The organism is Desulfovibrio sp. (assembly GCF_034006445.1).
In the GTDB taxonomy this organism is placed as follows: Bacteria; Desulfobacterota; Desulfovibrionia; order Desulfovibrionales; family Desulfovibrionaceae; genus Desulfovibrio.
Window position 1 is genome coordinate 13,357 of the sequence record NZ_JAVESS010000027.1, and the last position, 17,475, is coordinate 30,831.

15 protein-coding genes are annotated in these 17,475 nt (G+C 62.5%); 6 read left to right on the top strand and 9 right to left on the bottom strand.

Going from position 1 to position 17,475, the window contains the following annotated elements; genetic code table 11:
- The first annotated feature begins 150 nt into the window (after positions 1-150).
- The 6 genes from RBR41_RS13560 (at position 151) to RBR41_RS13585 (ending at position 6,567) form a co-directional block, all read left to right on the top strand.
- Positions 151-1,017 (top strand): hypothetical protein, encoded by an 867-nt coding sequence (locus RBR41_RS13560; protein ID WP_320353188.1) that lies wholly within the window; start codon positions 151-153, stop codon positions 1,015-1,017.
- Complete coding sequence (locus RBR41_RS13565) at positions 1,007-1,783, top strand: ABC transporter permease (RefSeq protein WP_320353189.1); 777 nt, start codon at positions 1,007-1,009, stop codon at positions 1,781-1,783. The genes RBR41_RS13560 and RBR41_RS13565 overlap by 11 nt, the downstream gene beginning before the upstream one ends.
- Positions 1,780-2,508, top strand: coding sequence for an ABC transporter ATP-binding protein (locus RBR41_RS13570; protein ID WP_320353190.1), 729 nt, complete (start codon positions 1,780-1,782; stop codon positions 2,506-2,508). Before RBR41_RS13565 ends, RBR41_RS13570 begins: the two co-directional genes overlap by 4 nt.
- Positions 2,509-3,103: 595 nt before the next feature.
- Positions 3,104-4,846, top strand: coding sequence for an aldehyde ferredoxin oxidoreductase C-terminal domain-containing protein (locus RBR41_RS13575; RefSeq protein ID WP_320353191.1), 1,743 nt, complete (start codon positions 3,104-3,106; stop codon positions 4,844-4,846).
- A 284-nt stretch (positions 4,847-5,130) separates the two neighbouring features.
- Complete coding sequence (locus tag RBR41_RS13580) at positions 5,131-5,415, top strand: MoaD/ThiS family protein (RefSeq protein ID WP_320353193.1); 285 nt, start codon at positions 5,131-5,133, stop codon at positions 5,413-5,415.
- Between the two features lie 12 nt (positions 5,416-5,427).
- Positions 5,428-6,567: a HesA/MoeB/ThiF family protein gene (locus tag RBR41_RS13585; RefSeq protein WP_320353194.1), complete on the top strand. Its 1,140-nt coding sequence runs from the start codon at positions 5,428-5,430 to the stop codon at positions 6,565-6,567.
- Positions 6,568-6,707: 140 nt separating this feature from the next.
- On the opposite strand, the gene RBR41_RS13590 is transcribed toward RBR41_RS13585, so the two are convergent.
- From RBR41_RS13590 to RBR41_RS13630, 9 genes are all read right to left on the bottom strand, one after another.
- Complete coding sequence (locus RBR41_RS13590) at positions 6,708-8,843, bottom strand: molybdopterin biosynthesis protein (RefSeq protein ID WP_320353196.1); 2,136 nt, start codon at positions 8,841-8,843, stop codon at positions 6,708-6,710.
- A gap of 38 nt (positions 8,844-8,881) precedes the next feature.
- Positions 8,882-10,156 carry a gephyrin-like molybdotransferase Glp gene (gene glp, locus RBR41_RS13595; RefSeq protein WP_320353197.1) on the bottom strand — a complete coding sequence of 425 codons (1,275 nt, stop codon included), beginning with the start codon at positions 10,154-10,156 and terminating at the stop codon, positions 8,882-8,884.
- A 588-nt stretch (positions 10,157-10,744) separates the two neighbouring features.
- The gene (locus RBR41_RS13600; protein WP_320353199.1) at positions 10,745-11,740 is read right to left on the bottom strand and encodes a triphosphoribosyl-dephospho-CoA synthase; all 996 of its coding nucleotides are present in this window, start codon (positions 11,738-11,740) and stop codon (positions 10,745-10,747) included.
- Complete coding sequence (citX, locus tag RBR41_RS13605; RefSeq protein ID WP_320353200.1) at positions 11,740-12,327, bottom strand: citrate lyase holo-[acyl-carrier protein] synthase; 588 nt, start codon at positions 12,325-12,327, stop codon at positions 11,740-11,742. Before citX ends, RBR41_RS13600 begins: the two co-directional genes overlap by 1 nt.
- Positions 12,328-12,505: 178 nt before the next feature.
- Entirely contained in the window at positions 12,506-13,921 is a 1,416-nt protein-coding gene (gene citF / locus RBR41_RS13610; RefSeq protein WP_320353201.1) for a citrate lyase subunit alpha, read from the bottom strand.
- A 12-nt stretch (positions 13,922-13,933) separates the two neighbouring features.
- A complete protein-coding gene (locus RBR41_RS13615) occupies positions 13,934-14,788 on the bottom strand; it encodes a CoA ester lyase (protein WP_320353207.1) in 855 nt (284 codons plus the stop codon).
- Positions 14,788-15,060 carry a citrate lyase acyl carrier protein gene (citD, locus tag RBR41_RS13620; RefSeq protein ID WP_320353202.1) on the bottom strand — a complete coding sequence of 91 codons (273 nt, stop codon included), beginning with the start codon at positions 15,058-15,060 and terminating at the stop codon, positions 14,788-14,790. The genes RBR41_RS13615 and citD overlap by 1 nt, the downstream gene beginning before the upstream one ends.
- Positions 15,061-15,254: 194 nt before the next feature.
- On the bottom strand, positions 15,255-16,343 hold the full coding sequence (locus tag RBR41_RS13625) for a hypothetical protein (RefSeq protein ID WP_320353203.1): 1,089 nt from the start codon (positions 16,341-16,343) through the stop codon (positions 15,255-15,257).
- 121 nt (positions 16,344-16,464) lie between these two features.
- The coding region (locus RBR41_RS13630; RefSeq protein WP_320353204.1) for a 2-hydroxycarboxylate transporter family protein at positions 16,465-17,475 on the bottom strand (1,011 nt) is incomplete at its 5' end.

Consider the following 17,475-nt stretch of genomic DNA (forward strand, 5'->3'; position numbering starts at 1 on the left):
GCCCCGTTAGTCCCGGCAGGCCAGCCAAATCCGGCAAATCCGCCAAGCCCACCAGACCGGGCAGGTCAGGAGAATGCGGCGGAACCCGCAGGAGCGCGCCCAACCTCGAACTTGCGGCTGGCTGCGCCGCTGGTGCCGCAGGCGGTTCCCTTGCTGGGCGTCGGGGAGAGCGCGTTATTCCAGAAGGCCGGAGTCGGGACGTCATTCAGCCTTTGGCGTTCGCCGGAGCAGTTGCGCGCTCTGGTGGCCAACGGGCAGGTGGATGCCGTGGTGGCGGCTTTGCCCACTGCGGCGGTTCTGGCGCGGCGCGGCGTGCCCTGCGTGGTGCTGGCTGCCTATGCCGCGCCCCTGTGGCTGGTGGGGCCGCCGGATCTCGCACGCGAAGGCGAGCCGCCTCTTGATACGCTCCGTCGGCTGCTGGACAGGGAAATCCTGTTGCCCTTCGGCCCCGGCAACATGCCGGAACTGGCCCTGCGGGTGCTGGCGGCGCAGGGCCGCCTTGACTGCCCCCTGCGTCACTGCGGCAGCGCCCTTGAGGCGGTCAACCTGCTGCGCCTGGGGCAGGGCGGCGCGGCGCTGTTGCCGGAGCCTTCCGCCTCTCTGGCCACTGCCGGGGGAGGCATGATCCGGCTGCTGGATTTGCGCGAGGCATGGTCGGCAGCCTTTCCCGATCATGCGGACATGCCTACGGCCTGCCTTATGGTCGTAGGAGCGACGGCGCGTGATCCGGCCCTGCGAGCGCTGCTGCGTCAGGGCTTTGTGGAGGGCATGCGCGAAATGGAAAACAATCCACAGGCCAGCCTCATGACAGCCAGGCGGCACAGCCCGGAACTGGGCGCTGTGCTGGAACGCGCCGCAACCCAAGAGCGGCCTTTTATGTCTTCTGCGGTTCTTGTGGGTGATCGCGGCAAAAAGGCCGCGCTTTTCATGCTGCAACGCCTGCTGGAACTGACTCCAGCCTCCGTGGGCGGCAGCCTGCCCACAAACGATTTTTGGGATATGGGCCGTGAAGAATAGTCTGAGTATGCTGAAACTGCGGCGCGGTCTGCTGTGGCGTCTGCTCGGATGCGTGCTTTTTCTGGGCGCATGGCAATGGGCCGCTGCACGTGGCGGCGGGCTGGCGCTGGCCTCGCCTCTGGAAACCTGGTTCGCGCTGGTGGATCTGGCCGCACAGCCCTGGTTCTGGACGCAGGGCATGCTGCCCACCCTTGGGCGGGTGCTGGCCGGGTTCGGGCTGGGGCTTCTGGCAGGAGGGCTGCTGGGGTGGATTGCCGGAATCTATCCCGAGGCGGCCCTGCTGCTCTTGCCTTTTCGCTGGGTGCTTTCAAGCGTGCCGGGCGTTGTGCTGGTTATCCTGGCCATGCTCTGGTGCGGGGTGGGGTCGGGCATGATCATCCTGATTGTGGCGCTTACCAGCGCCCCCACCATCTATATGGCGCTTCAGGAAGGGCTGGGCGCGGTTGATCCGGCGCTGTGCGAAATGGTGCGGCTTTACAGGGTTCCCTTACGCAAACGATTTACGGAACTCTATTTGCCCGCAGTGGCCGCGCCGTTGGTGTCAGCCTGCGTGGTGGCTCTGGGCGGCGGCATGCGCGTGGCGATTCTGGGGGAAACCCTCGGGGCTTCACAGGGACTTGGCTATACGCTGGCTCTGGCGCGGGCAGACCTTAACACGCCAGGACTATATGCCGTGGCCCTGGTCAGCATGCTGCTGGTCAGCGCCATTGAGGCCACGTTTCTGCGCTGCCTGCGCAATAAACTGTGCGGGGGAGGAAGACCATGACCCGACAGACTCCACTGGCCCCACAGACTCCACTGGCTCCACAGACCCGACAGATTCCACTGGCTCCACAGACTCCAAGGGCTCCACTGGCCCCACTGGTAAGGCTTTGTGACGTCGGGCATTGTTTCGGCGCGCATAGGGTGTTGTGCAAGGTCAATTTTACGCTTGAGGCTGGCGGGTGCGTGGTGCTTACAGGCCCCAGCGGCGCGGGAAAATCCACATTGACGCGCATTATGACGGGCCTGTTGCGCCCGCAGGAAGGCACCGCGCACCTCACTGTCCGGCGTGTGGGCTTTGTTTTTCAGGAGCCACGCCTTCTGCCCTGGCGCACGGCCCTGCAAAACGTCCTGCTGCCCTGTGACGCGCATCAACCGGAAGCGCGGCGCTACGCCCTTGAAATGCTGGAAGCCGTGGGCCTCTCCGGGGCAACTTCCCTGCTGCCGGGCGAGCTGTCCGGCGGTATGCGGCAGCGGGTTTCTTTGGCCCGCGCTCTGGCCGTGCGCCCGGATCTTCTCATTCTGGACGAGCCGTTCACGGGGCTGGACGGCCCCTTGCGTGAAGACATGAAGGCGCTGATTGAAAGCCTGGTGGGCGCGGGGCAGGCCGGGGCCGCCATGGCTGTGGTTCAGGTTGCGCACCATCAGCAGGACATCCTGAGCCATGCCAGTGCGCAGTTCCGGCTTGAGCGCGGCACGCTGACAACAGTGCCATCCATGCTGGTATAATCTGCCCGTGGCTGACTGCTCTACGTGCAGGGGGCACGCGGCAAACCGGATTCGCTGCCACTGATTGGCTTTCAACTCTTGAAGCAGATATTCTTCGCAACGGTCACGCCTGAAAACCGCTGTTGCAATAACATCGCTTCTAATCACAGCCCACTTTGCACCCAACTAAACTCCACTAAAAGTTTTGGGGGGTGGGGGGGGGGAGGATATCCTTTTACAAAAGGGGCCCACCCCCACAAGGTATTTCAATCCCTCCCCGCAAAGTCTTTCCCCCCACAAAGCCCTTGAGATGAATCCGCGCTAGCCCCCCCGCACGCGGGGCACGCAGAATTTAAGGCCGCTCTTACGATTGCGCTTCCCGCTAGCCCCCGCACGCGGGGCACGCAGCGTGCGCGGCGTACGCGGGGCACGCGGCGCGCTTTTGCCGTATTGTCCTTCTTTTGTCCGCTTTCGTGCCGCTTGGGCATGAAAGCGTGTCGTTTTTTTGGGGGAGTTGCCGTTTTTTCTGATCCTGCCGTAGAAAGCGGTAAAGACAAATTGTGTAAAAATATATTGCGTAAACATATGCTGCGCAGCAGCGCTGTAAGGAGGCCCCATGTTTCGTTTTTTACGCGTTAATATGGCGACAAAAACCTGTGTGTTTGAAGAAATCCCTCAGGAATATGCGGGCCTTGGCGGTCGCGCCCTGACTTCGGCCATTGTGGCGCGCGAAGTTCCGCCCACCTGCACGCCCATCGGCCCCCACAACAAGCTGGTTTTCGCGCCTGGCCTGCTGGGCGCCACCAACAGCCCCAACGCCAACCGTATTTCCGTGGGCTGTAAAAGCCCGCTTACCGAAGGCATCAAGGAATCCAACGCGGGCGGTCAGCCCGGCGGGCATCTGGCCCGTTTGGCCATTCTTGCCGTGATTGTTGAAGACATGGCCGAAGAAGGCCAGTGGTGGCAGCTTGAAGTGAGCAAGGACCACGCAAAGCTGGTGCCTTCTGAAACGGCGGGGCTGAACAACTTTGATACCGTGGCCAAACTTGTTGAAAAGTACGGCAGTGATTGCAGCTATGTCACCATCGGCCGTGCGGGCGAGTTCAAGCTCACCGCCGCCTCCATTGCCTTTACCGACCGCGAGTTGCGGCCCATGCGCCATGCCGGGCGCGGCGGCGTGGGCGCGGTTATGGGCTCTAAAGGACTCAAGGCCATTATCGTGAATCCCGAGGGCGGCAAAAATCAGCCCCTTGTGGACGAAGCGGCCTTCCGCGATGCTTCCAAGCGCTTTGCCAAGGCTCTGGCCGAGCATCCCATCACGAGCAAGGGTCTTGCGGAGTACGGCACCGCCGTGCTTGTGAACATTCTGCATGAAGCGGGCGGCCTGCCCACGGCCAACTTTACCGTGGGCCGGTTTGACAAGCATGAGGCCGTGTCCGGCGAACTGCTGAACCAGGTTACCAAGGAGCGCGGCGGCACGGTGGCGCACGGCTGCATGAGCGGCTGCATGATCCGTTGCAGCGGCATTTTGCCCGACAAGAAAGGCAAGTTCCAGAGCAAGTGGCCGGAATATGAAACCCTGTGGGCCTTTGGCCCCCATTCCGGCATCGGGGATCTGGACGCCATCTCGCAGTACGACTATCTGTGCGACGACATCGGCGTGGACACCATTGACGTGGGTGTCGCCATGGGTGTTGCCATGGCTGGCGGGGGCATCCCTTACGGCGATGCCAAGGCCGTGCTGGCCGCCATGCACGCCATCAGCGAAGGCACGCCCCTTGGGCGCATCATCGGTTGCGGCACGGCCACCACTGGCCGGGTTTTCGGCGTGCGCCGGGTGCCCACGGTCAAGGGGCAGAGCCTGCCCGCCTATGACCCGCGTGCCGTCAAGGGCCAGGGCGTCACCTACGCCACCTCGCCCATGGGCGCTGACCACACGGCCGGGTATGCCGTTACCGCCAACATCCTGAGCAGCGGCGGCACTGTTGATCCGCTGAAAAAGGAAGGCCAGATCGAGCTTTCGCGCAATCTTCAGGTGGCTACGGCCTCGGTGGACTCCGTGGGGCTGTGCCTGTTCACGGCTTTTGCCATTCTTGACGTGCCGGACGCTTTGCCCGCCATTGTGGACATGCTCAACGCCAAGTTCGGCTGGCAGCTTACGGGCGATGACGTGGTGACGCTGGGCCAGCGCATCCTGTCCACGGAAATCGACTTCAACCGCCGCGCGGGCATCACCCAGGCCGCGGACGTGCTGCCCGATTTCTTTACGGATGAAAAGCTTCCCCCGCACAACACCACCTTTGACATCACCCACGACGAACTCAAGACTGTGTTCAACTGGATAGAGGAAAAGGGCTAGAGCATTTTAACTTTGAAAAAGTGTAAATGCTCTACCGCTGCACAAAAGTGCAGCGCGCCACAAAGTGGCGTGGATTCAGCCGAAAAATCGCATTTTTCGGCTGAATGAAAACTTTGAAATGTAAAACAGTTCAAAGTTAATCTGCGCGAGATCGCATTACGAAAAACGGCCGCTCCGGTCGGGCAAGACCGGGGCGGCGAAAATTTTTGTCTTGTTGTTGGCAGAGTGGCATGAACCTGCCAGGGGCTGACATGGCTCTTACAGCTTGACGGCGGCCCGACGGCATGGGCATATATGATCTGGCCGCCTTTGCGTCCAAGGAGTTTGTCATGCACCTGACCGTGAAGCTGAGCACCACGTTGCGCGACCATGTGCCCGGCTATAATCCGGAAGCGGGCCTGCAGCTTGCCATGCCGGAGGGCAGCAGCGCGGAGCAGTTGGCCCGGCATCTGAATCTGCCGCTGCAAGACATCAAAATTGTTATGGTCAACGGACGCCAGCGTAAGGTTGACGATCTCCTGCGCGACGGAGATCGCATTGCCTTCTTCCCGGCTGTCGGTGGAGGCTAGCGTCCGTTGGCCATGACAAAATCAGAAGTGCGCGCTTTTTTTACTCCCTACCTGCGCGCCGAATACCCCGCACCTTCTGCCAGCCCCACGGCCTCCTGCGGGCGGGGCGCTCCTGAAAGCACACTTTTTGTGAGCCTTACCGGTCTGCGGGCCTGGGCAAAATTGCATGGCCTGCCCGAGCGTGAGGCCATGGCGCGCCTGCTGTACTTCAACATATGGCCCGAGAGGTTTCGCCGTAACTTCGGCCTGTTCTCCGCACAGGACATGGCCCGTCTGTTGCGCAGCCGTATTCTTGTTCTTGGCTGCGGCGGGCTTGGGGGCCACGCGGCGGAGTTGCTGGCGCGTATGGGCGCGGGTTTTTTGCGCCTCGCGGACAATGATGTTTTTGACGAGAGCAATCTCAACCGCCAACGCTTCTGCACCGAAAGCGCCCTGGGCCGTCCCAAGGCCCTTGTGCTGCGGCAGGCCCTTGCAGACGTGGCTTCGCACCTTGACGTGGAGGCAGTGCAGTTGGAGGCGGACGAGCACAATCTGCCGGATCTTCTGCGGGGTGTGGATGTGGCCCTGGATTGCCTGGACACTATCGCGGCCAAGACAGCGCTGGAAAGGGCCTGTCTTGCGGCGGGAGTGCCCTTTGTGCATGGCTCCGTCCTGCGGGACGAGGGCTTTGCCTATGTGAACGGGGGGCCGACGCCCCGTCTGGCGGAACTGTATCCGCAGGGGCAAAGCGGTGACGAACTGGCAGAGGCCCGCCGTGAAGGCGTGGGCACGCTGGCCCCGGCGGCTGTGGCCTGTCTTATGGTCAGGCTGTGCCTGCGCATTGTGCTTGCCCCGCCTTCCGAGTCTTCTGGGGCAGGGGCTGAAACCGATGGGGCCGGGGCAGAAGAGGTCGCCGGGGTAGAAGAGGCCGACGGGACGGAAGCGGGCGGCGCACCATGCCCCTGCGCCAGGCCGCAGGTACAGGAAAGCGCATCTGCCTCGCAGGAAAGTGCCGCCGGGGGGGCATCAGCCGGAAATCCGGCATCCGGGTACCAGCCAGCGGGCAATATGCCAGCCGGTAATCTGCCAGCCGGGCATGGCCCACAGGTATTGTCACCCCTCTACCATCTGGACATGTCCGTACCGGAACTGGAGCGCTTTTTCTGGGAATAACCCGCCAGTGCGGGCGGGGGCACTACCAATGGCTGCCGAGCCACACGGACGCGGCGTTACGGCGTAGCAACCCGCCGGTGTAGGGCAATTTTTTTTTCTTCTTCTTTCCGCTGGCGTCGTGATCTGACAATCCACCGGGCCTATCTGCCCTGGTATTCCCAGATGATCTGCCCCGTTTTTTCCGTGCCGTAGCCTCCGAGGGCCGTTACTTCCTGCTTGAAGTCAGCGCTGCGTATGACGTCCAGCAGGGCCTGCATGGCAGGGGTTTCATAAAAGCGCCGGGGAATGACGAGGTCGTATTCTTCCACACCCACGGGCACAAAGGGCAGACCCAGTGCGTTGGCGGCGGAGCGCACGGCAAGGCCCGCGTCCGCGCGGCCTGAAAGCACGGCCGCTGCCACATTCATATGGGTGTATTCCTCATCCCGATAGCCGGTGATGCGCGTGGGCGCAATGCCAAGACAGGCAAGCCTGTAGTCCAGCAGCACGCGGGTGCCGCTGCCGCGCTGCCGGTTCACGAAGCGCAGCCCTTGCCGCGCCAGATCCTCAATGCCGCTGATGCCAAGGGGGTTGCCCGGCGCTGTCAAAATGCCCTGTTCCCTGTCCACAAGGCGCAGCAGAACAACGGGTTCTTCAAGATTTTCTTCAATAGCCTTGCGGTTGTATACGCCACTGGCAGCGTCCAGCAAATGACTGCCAGCCAGATGGCACTGGCCGCGCCCAAGGGCCATGAGCCCGCCCAGAGAGCCCACATGGGCCGAGGTGAGGCGGTAGCGGGGATGGGTTTTGCGCAGCAGGCTGTCCAGCAAATCCAGCGTGTTGTCGTGGCTGCCGATGGCCAGCAGGGCGTTGTCAAGCGCGGCCTGCGGACGCAGCAGGTCCACTGTCACGGGTTCCCCGGCGTCGCAGCCTTCGCTGTCGCGCGGGATGCGGATGATGCCGTCAGCGCGGCTCAGGCTGGTAATGGTGCCAGCGCCCCGTGGCAAGGGCACGGCGACGATGGTTCCATCCACCCGGCCCAGTTTCACGCGCAGACGTTCCTCCATGCCGGGGCGTGAGGGCAAGGGGTTGCAGGGAATGGCCGTGGCTTTTTCGCGTTCTGTTGCAACATGTTTTTGCCACAGGGCCAGCAGGGGCAGCACAAATTCTTCCATGGCGATACCGGCCGAGACCGGATAGCCGGGCACGCCGATAACAGGCTTGCCGCGCACCACAGCCAGAATTGTGGGCTTGCCGGGCATGACCGAAACGCCGTGTACCAGCACCTCGCCCAATGATTCCAGCACATGGGCCGTGTAGTCGTGACTGCCTGCCGAAGACCCGGCATTGAGGATGACAAGGTCGGCCCCCGCGCCCGCACCTGCGTTCGCGCCCGCACCTGCGTTCGCGCCCGTTCCTGCGACCATTCCCTCACCTGTGCCCATCCCCTCACCTGCGTCCGTTCCCGACTTCGCTCCAGACTCTATTCCTGCCCCCGTTCCCGACTCCGTCCCCGCACCTGTTTCTGGCCCCGTTCCCGCTTCCACCGTATTCAGCGCGCCAAGAGCGGCCATGACGGCGGCGGCAATGGCCTCCGGCTCGTCGGGAACCACGGGCAGGGTGACGGGATGGCCCCCGGCCTCAGTAATCATGGCCGAAAAAATCAGCGAATTGAATTCAGGCAGCACCCGTCCGGCGCGCAGGTCTTCCTCCCGCGCTTCGCTCAGGGGCACAATTTCCGAACCGCTGGGAACGATGGCAACGCGCGGGCGCGCGAACACCGGCACTTCAAGCACGCCGCCCGCAGCCAGCGCGCCCAGATCATACGGGCCAATGCACATGCCGGGCGGCAAAATGATTTCCGTGGCCACCATGTCCTCGCCCATCTTGCGTACATGCTGCCAGGGAAAGGCGGCCTTTTCTATGACGGCCCACTGAACGTCGCCGACAGTTTCGGTATTGACGTTTTCCACCATGATGACAGCGTTGCAGCCGTCGGGCAGGGGGTGGCCAGTGTTGATCCAGTGGGCGGCCTTGCCGAGTTCAAGGCGCAGGGGATTGCGCGCGGAAGCGGAAAAGGTGTCCTCGGCATTGACGGCAATACCGTCCATGGCCGCTCCGTGAAATGCCGGGGACGATCGGCGGGCCGCCACAGGACGGCTGAGCACGCGGTGAAGCGCCCGAGTCAGGAGAACGGTTTCTTCCGCCAGGCAGTGCGCGTGGGCGTCCAGCCTTGCAAACCAGAGGTTTCTGGCTTCATCGGGCGGCAGCAGGGTCAGGTAGGTATTGCGTTTCAAGGCTGTTCTCCGTGCTGGTGCGGGTAAATGTGGCGGCTTTACTGAAAAAGCTCCACCATGACCGTGTCTCCCGCATTGAATCCTTCGCGGTTCTCCGGGCAGACCAGCAGGCCGTCAGCCGCCGTCATGCCGGTAATAATGCCGGAGGTTCCCGTGAGAGGATCGGCTTCGTACAGCGGGCACAGTGCGTCGCCGCTGTTGGGCGCTGTGTGCGCAAGCGGCGTCAGGCGTACGCGCAGGTAGTCGCGGCGGCCCTGTGCCGAGGCTATGGAGCGCGTCAGGCGCGCCGGAACACGGGGGACAATTTCCGGCTCTGTCTGCCCCTGAAGATGGTGGAGCAGGGGCAGCAGAAAGACCCGCGCGCAGATGATGGCGCTGGCAGTATGGCCCGGAAGCCCCATGAGGCAGACGGTGCGCCCGGCAGCGGTGGCGCGGCCCAGAATGAAGGGCTTTCCGGGGCTGAGGGCCACGCCGTGGGTGAGAATTTTTCCCCCGGGCATTGCGGTGAACACGTCAACCGTGTGGTCGCGCATACCCGCCGACGAGCCGCCCGACACCACCACCACATCGTATTCGTCGGCAAGCCGTGTAAGGCATGCCTCAAGTTCACCGGCATCGTCACGTACAAGCCCGGCCCGCACTGCCTGCGCCCCTGCCTCGCGGCACAGGGCGGCGATGCTGTGGGCGTTGACGTCGCGGACTTTTCCGGGCGGCGGCGTTTCCTCAATGGGCACCACTTCATCCCCGGTGGACACAATGGCCACGCGCGGGCTGCGCCGTACCGTCACATCCGTCTGGCCAAAGGCCGCCAGAAGGCCGATGTCCTGCGGGCGCAGGCGGCGTCCGGCGGCAAGGAGCCGCGCTCCGGCGGCAGCGTCGTCGTCACGCAGAACAACATTGTCGCCTGGGGCCTGACTGCGGGTCAGCTCCACAAGGTTGCCCCCGGCCGAACGGGAATACTCCACCATGACGGCGCAGTCCGCGCCCTGCGGCAGCATGCCGCCCGTAAGTATGCGCGCCGTCTGCCCCTCGTGAAGGATGACGGAGGGAGCCGCCCCCATGGGGCAGTCGCCCACGCATTCCACAAGGGCCGGGTTGGCCTCCTGCGCGCCGAAAATATCGCGGGCCCGCACGGCGTAGCCGTCCACAGTGGCGCGGTCGAATCCGGGCAGGTCGGCGGGGGCTGCAAAATCTTCCGCAAGGCGGCGGCCAGAGGCCGCGTCCAGCGGGACGCGCTCGGCGCACAGCACGGGGAAGGTACGGATATGGCCCATAACCGTTTCCACGGGCTGCAAGGTCAAAAAGGATTTCACGCCGGGCCTCCGGGTGGTTTTTAGAGCATTTAACACTTGAAATGCGGGTGGACGCGTGGGCAGCGCCCGCCAAAAAACCGCAACCGCCCCCCGTTTGCGCGGGTACGCGCCATAACTGGCGTGGTTGCCACGGGGGAGCGCATATCCCAGGGCAAACCTGTTCCGACAAAATGGATAACCCTTTAAATTTAGCAGGAAACCTTGCCAAAGGGCAACACATGAATACCGCTGACAAAAGCTGCGGCAAGGGGAGATCGGCAAGGTGAGCGCGGGACGGCACTAAGCCGGAGGCGCGCCGCATGGGCCTTGCGTGGCGTGCCAGCCGAGCTGCTGCATGTGTTTAGAAGCAGGTACCGGGGTAATCTTTTTTGGGTAGCGAGCGCTGTAGGTGGGCAAAGGAGACGTGAGAGAACAGGTGTGCTTCGTCTGCCAGTATTATGAAAGTGTACTGGCCCTGTGCGGTCGGGCAGTGAACTGCGATAAAAGTTTTGGGGGGTGGGGGCGTGGGGGAGGAGACCCTTTTACAAAAGGGTCCCTCACCCACAAAGCATTCCTTCTCCCACAAAGCACTTCAATATGACAGTGCCACTAACGTCCTAGCAGGTGCAGAAAAACGCCTGTGGCGAGCATGTCGGCGCAGCCGCCGGGGCTGAGCCTGCGCCGCACAAAGGCCGCGCTCATGCGGTCAAGGGTGCGGCGGCCGTGAGCGGTATTGAGCCCGCCAGCGTCAAGGGTCGCGGCTGCGTAGGCTCTGGCCAGGGCAAAGCCTCTGCCGCCCCCGCGCCAGAGCAGGCTCGTATCCTCGACGCTGGCCAGCAGTTCCAGCAGGGTATGGACCATGGCCCTGTTCATGTTTATGGCCGCGCCATGCCGCCGCAGGCTGTGGCAGGCAAGGGCCACGCCGGGAAAGCCCTGTTCCGCCTCGCCGCGCACGCCGCGCATGCCGTACATGACATAGATGACCTCGCCGGGGGTGAGGCTGCGGTTAAGGCCTTTTTCCAGCAGAGGGCGCATGGCCTTGGGCAGGGCGTGCCGCGCCTTGCGGGGGCAGAAGCCCGGAATGGCCCGTTGTGCCGCTTGGGGGCCGCAGGGCAGGGCGGCCATGTCCGCTCCGGTGATGCCCCGCACAAAGGAGGCCGCCGTGCGGCAGAGGGCCTGCACGTTGGCGGCGCTGCCCAACCTGACCAGTCTGCCCAGGGCGGCGCAGAAGAGGCCCAGGGAGAAAATCAGTCCTTTGTGGGTATTGACGCCATTGGTGGCCGCGAACATGTCCTGTTCCGCCTTGAGGCCCAGCGCCCGCAGGCGTGGGAAGACGGCCTGCGGTTCCAGCGATGCGGTGGCCGAACCCAGCGCGTGGGCCTGGGTGAAATAGCCTTGCAGGGCACGAGCACTGCGCACAAAGGTGGCGTAGTCCATGTCCTTATGCGCGCCCTGGCTGTCACGGCAGACCAGCCCCGGCTTTGGCCCGGCGGCGGCTTCAAGAATGGCGGCCCGTGCTGCCAGTTCACCGACGCGGGCCGAGGATAGGGACGGGCTTTTCTGCCGCACGGGGGCGCATGCGCACAGGTTTTTCAGGCAGGACATCAGGATTGGGCATCCGCGCTGATGGCAAGGGCCAGCAGGTTGTGTACATGGGCCATGATTTCTTCCGGGTCGTGCTTGCCCTGTCTGCGGCAGAGGCTTGCCGGGGCCTGGCACAAAAAGCAGCGCCGTGGCGGAAGTCCGGCGTCAGCCCGGTTCACGGGCTGCCCCTGCACGCCCAGCACGTCCGCATCAGCCAGCCTGCCCAGGGGGTGCTCTTCTTCCACTGCCACGCAAAGGGCCTTGAGCAGTGCCGGATCAAGGTTTACGGCGGCTATCCAGCAGGGGCCGTCCACTCCGGCGCGTTCTGTTTCGGCCGCGAAACAGGCTGCGTGCCCGCAATGGCGCGCAATGGCGCGGCCAAGGGCCTGCCGCAGGCTGTCGAAGGCCTGGGCAGAGCCAGCCGGATTTTTATCCGCGCCGGGGATGTTGAGCGTGAGCGAAATCACGGCCTGCCCGAAGGTTGCGGCAAGCTCGCGGCGCAGGTTCCAGCGCGCTTCCCTTTCGGCAAGGATGGCAGCAAGGATGGCAGCACGGGGGGCGGCAAGGATGGCAGCACGGGGGGCGGCATGGATGTCGTTTTGGCTCATGAAAACTCCGCTTCCGGCGCGGCGACGGCTTCCGCCGCGCCGGAATGTGAGGCATACGTCTGCTAGAGCAGTTTACGAATGGAATGAGTTAAATGCTCTGCAAGGATTTTTCTGTAAATCCTTGCCACGAAATGCGAGTAGGCGGGCTTTTGCCTGCCGTACGCGAGCATTTCAAGTGTTAAATGCTCTGTTTTGTGGCGTAGATATGGTCCACAATGGTTCCGTCACGGTATTCCATAGTGCCCACGACCTTGTCGCCGCGCTCGTAGGCAAGAGGCTTGCCGGTCATGCGCACGGCCTGATCGTGCAGGTCTTCAATGCCGCACACGGGCAGGCGCGCGTCGCGCAGTCTGTCGGCCAGTTCCTTGCGGGCCGGGTTCACGGCGATGCCGCGTTCCGTCACCAGCACGTCCACCGTGGAGCCTATGGTTGTCAGGGTGGTGCATTTTTCCACCACAATGGGCAGGCGGGCGCGCACCAGGGGGGCCACGATGATGGTCAGCTTGGCCCCGGCAGCGGCATCGTTGTGGCCGCCGGAACCGCCGATGATATTGCCGTTGGAATCCGTGGTGACGTTGACGTTGAAATCAAGGTCGATTTCCGTACCGCCCAGGAGGACGGCGTCGAGAAAGTCCACGCAATTGCTTTTTCTGTTGGGGTTTGCGTAGGTGTCGGCGGATATCTCAACGTGGCGCGGGTTCTGGGCAATGGATTTGACGCTGCTCAGGTCAAAGCACTGCACGTCAAAAACGTTGTCGAACAGGCCTTCTTCAAGCATTTCAACCATGTATTTGGTGATGCCGCCGAGCAGAAATCCGCCGTGCACCTTCATGGCGCGCATGTCTTCACGCAGAAAGAGCGATGCCGCCAGCGAAGCGCCGCCAGCGCCCGTCTGATAGCAGAAGCCGTCCTGCAGCAGGCCGGAGGCCTTGATGACGGCCTGGGCGTTGCGGGCAATGGCCAGGGCCACAGGATCGCGCGTGAGGCTGATGGAACCGGAGACAATGCCCGCGGGATCGCCGATTTTGTCCACAACCACCACATGATCCACCACGTCGTGGGGTATGCTTATGCGGGCAAGGCCGCCTTCAACCACATGGTCGGTGACGGCGATGACCTTGGCGGCATGCTGCGTGTCGGGGATGATATAGCCCAGCGAGCCGCAGGCGGACGGACCTTCGGTGCCGGTGATGTTGCCCATGGCGTCCACTGCGGGCGCGGCGACCACGGCGATGTCTATCTTGAGCGAACCTTCGCCTATGGCGCGGGGTCGTCCGCCGTGCGAGCGGAATATGACGGGCGTGGGCAAGATGCCGCCCGTGATGGCTTTGGCCAGGGGGCCGCTCATGTAGTCCGTATCAAGCCCGGTGATGACGCCGGTCCTGATGTGCTCGATGAGGTGCTCGTGCACGGGAAAAAGCGAAGAGCAGGCCACGGTGATGCCCTTGACCCCAAGGGCGGCCACAGCGTCCATGGTCATGTTGACCACATGGTCGCCATTGCGCAGATGGTGGTGAAAAGACAGGGTCATGCCGTCCTTGAGGCCGCATTCACGCAGCGCGGCGGCAATGGTGGAGATATATTTGCGTTTCATTACAGCGCCCCCTTATGCATCAGCCAGAAGCAGGATGCGTTCCGCCCTTTTGATAATGGGCAGGTCAATCATCATTCCGTCCAGTGAAACGGCTCCCTTGCCTTCTTCGCTGGCTTTGCGGGCCGTAGCCATGACGCGTCTGGCCCAGTTGACCTTGTCCGGCGCGGGCATGAAGGCCTGGTTGACCCTGTGCACGTGGTGGGGCGAAATGACGGCCTTGCCGTCAAAACCCAACTGCACGGCGAAGGCGGCGTCCTTTTCAAGACCTTCAAGGTCAGACACAAAGGGAAAGGGCGTATCAATGGCCAGAACGCCCGCAGCCTTGCAGGCCGTGAGCAGGCGTGAGCGCGCATAGGCGATCTCGGCCCCTTCGGCTGTGCGCTGCGCACCCATTGAAGCGGTAAAATCCTCTGCGCCAAGAAGGATGCCGTGCAGGGTCTTGCTGGCCGAGGCTATGGCATAGGCGTTTTCGATGCCCAAGGGGGTTTCAATAATGGCAAGCGCCTTGACGGGGGCCGTTATGGCGTGCTTTTGCCGTGCGCTTTCTATGGCTTCGGCCACTTGCAGCACCTGCTCCGCGCTTTCAATCTTGGGCACCATGACAAAATCCGTTCCGGCGGCGACCACGGCTTGCATGTCAGCCTGCCAGTAGGGCGTGTCCAGACCGTTGATGCGCACCGTCACCCCCACGCCCTGCGGGCGCAGTTCTGTGAGGGCATGGCTCACCAGTGTGCGGGCGGCGTCTTTTTCCAGTTGGGCCACGGCGTCTTCAAGGTCAAAAATGACCACATCCGCACCCAGGCACTGCGCGCTGGCAAGCATGCCGGGGTTGTTGCCCGGCATGAAAAGAAAGGTTCTGTTGCGCATCACATTTTCTCCTTAAAGCGGGCAATGGCCGTTTCCATACGGGCCTTGATGGTGCATTCCAGCGCGCCCTTGTCCTGAACCGTGACTTCAACGCCCTTGAGGCCGGACTGCGCCATGCACTGTGTCACAACCGCGCGGATGGCCTCGCCAAACTGGTTCATGACGATGCTGGAAAGGCTGATGGACGTGTCTGTTCCGCCCACAGCGGTAATGGTGATGAAAATGTCGTTGGATTCCAGTGTGCCTGCCATGGCACTGCACTGTTTGTTCATTGCTGTCTCCTGCGGCGGCCAGGGTCGCCATTTGGGAACCGGATCAGATTATCTTTGAAATGCTACATGTTGTAATTTGTTATTCTGCTGAAAAATGTGATTTGCGTCAGAATCCACGCCATGTCGGGGCGCTTTGCACTCTCGCAGGGTGCAGGTACGTGTCCCTTTTTCAAAGGCACACTGCCCTGAAAATGTCAGTGCCGCCCTGCATGATCCCTGAGTTTTTGCCGTATCTGCGCGCTGTCGGCGGAGCGCAAAAAGTCCAGGGTCACTGGAGGCAGCAGTTGCGCCATTTCCTGCCAGGCCGCCCCGGAGACGTCGCCCCTGAAAAGCGCCCGCACTTTTGAAGCGCTGATGGCCTGGCCGTCTGTTTGCAGACGCGGAATTTCACGCAGTTCAATGCCGTATTTTTCAAACACGGCCGCCATGGCGGCATTGTAGGCGGCGGTGACGGGATCAAGCGGTTCCGTGCCCACAAAGCGCGTGTTTATGCCCAGATCTTTGGCAATGCGCGTGGCGAATATGGCGCAGTCAAGGGCGGCGTGAACCGCGCCCACCCTGGCATCCGCCGTGAAATAGGCCGGAAAGCTGGCGCGCGAGACCATGTACGGCCCGGCGGGCAGCACAAGGATATTGTCCACATCGGCAAGGCCCTTGCGCACAAGATCAAGACGCACGGCAAAGGGAAAAACGGAAACGTCCTCTTCCACCACAAAGACCAGCAGTTTTTCACAGGCTGCGGCAGCCGTGCGGGCCAGATACTCATGCCCCCGCGTGAAAGGATTGGCGTTCATGACAATGGCCCCCAGCCTTGCAGGCGAAGAAAGGCCCGTGGCGGGAGGCGCATCCGCAGCAGCAGGTTCCCATCCGTGATGGCGCAAGGCGTCCCGTGTGGCAGCGAGCCAGTCGGCATAGTTGGGCCGTCCCTGTTCCAGCAGGGCCGCGTCCTGTGTCGATGCCACAAGGTCAAAGCCGGAAGCCACGAATTTTTGCGCTTCCGAGGCCTTGGTGAAGATGAAGAAGTGGCTTGCGCCCTCCTGCCTGCCGTGCAGCACAAGGCGGCTCAGAATGGAGGTGGCAAGGCCACCCTCGCGGGCATGGGCCGCCACGCAGATACCGCAAAGAACTGTGCCCGCAAGAAAGCCGCAGGCCGCAAGATGGCCGTCTTCGTAAAAGCCGAGGCCATAGGTGCGCCCTGCGGGCAGGCTCAACCCGGACGCTGCGAGCAGCGCTTGAGCCTGTGCCAGGTCATGGTCTGTAATGATTTCAAAATAGCCCTGCATATGCCTTCCTGCGTTCTTTTCACCGTCCCGGCCACGGTCATATGGCTCTATGGCCGGGGCGGCGAAAAAGGGTGAGCGCCATGCAAACGCGGCAGCCTCAGTCAAACAAAGAATATCACCTTTAGCCCGCGTAGAACATACGCATGAGGATAACAGCCATGACTACCACGGCTGCGCCGCCAATGCGTGTGGATATCTGGGCAAAGGGCATGAGTTCCATACGCCCGGAGGCGGAAAGAATGGCCACGTCGCCCGTGCCGCCGAGGCCGCTGTGGCATGCGGTAACCAGGGCCGCTTCCACAGGGTACATGTTAAGGAACTTGGCGCTGAAAAATCCTGTGGCCACCATGGCCAGCACCGTGCAGACCACGGTGATGATGTAGCTCGGCTGAATGACCGCCACAACGTCCTTCCACGGCGTATAGCAGACGCCCACGCCCACAAGGAGCGCCCAGGTGAGGTTTTTGGAAACAAAGAGGTAAAACTGGTACGCGGCTTTTTCCGCCACCTTGGGCATGATGCCCGTGGCCTTGGCAATGGCGGCCGAGAGAATCATGATGATGGGCGCGGGAATGGGGATGACAAGGTTGACCAGCAGGCCGAACAGGTAGAAGCAGCAGGCGGTCAGCAGACCCATGCCCAGAATGGTCACGTCGATGGGTTCTTCCTGCTTGGTGAGCCCCAGGTTGTCGTCGCCCACGCGCACCAGCTTGCCGTTGCCGGTCTGGTGAGGATTTTTCACCGCATAGCGCTTGAGGATGCCCGCGCAAATAATGGCGGTGACGTTGCCAAGCATGGCGGCCGGGGCTACCATGGCGATAAAGCTGCCGGGATCGGTGCCCTGAATTTCGGCATAACCGGCAGACAGGGGCAGAATGCCTTCACCCACGCCGCCGGAAATGATGGGCACGACAATATAAAAGAAGGTGTCAAACATGCCGTGTCCCAGCAGGGTGCCCACGGCGGTGCCGATGAGGCAGCTGGCTACGGTGCCCAGGATAAGCGGCACAAACATGCGCAAAAAGCCCTGGATGAGCACCTGCCGTAGCATGCCAAGTATGCTGCCCGTCACGAGACAGGCAATGTAGAAATACAGAAAGTTGGCTCCACCGTTCTTGCCAGCGGTAAAGTG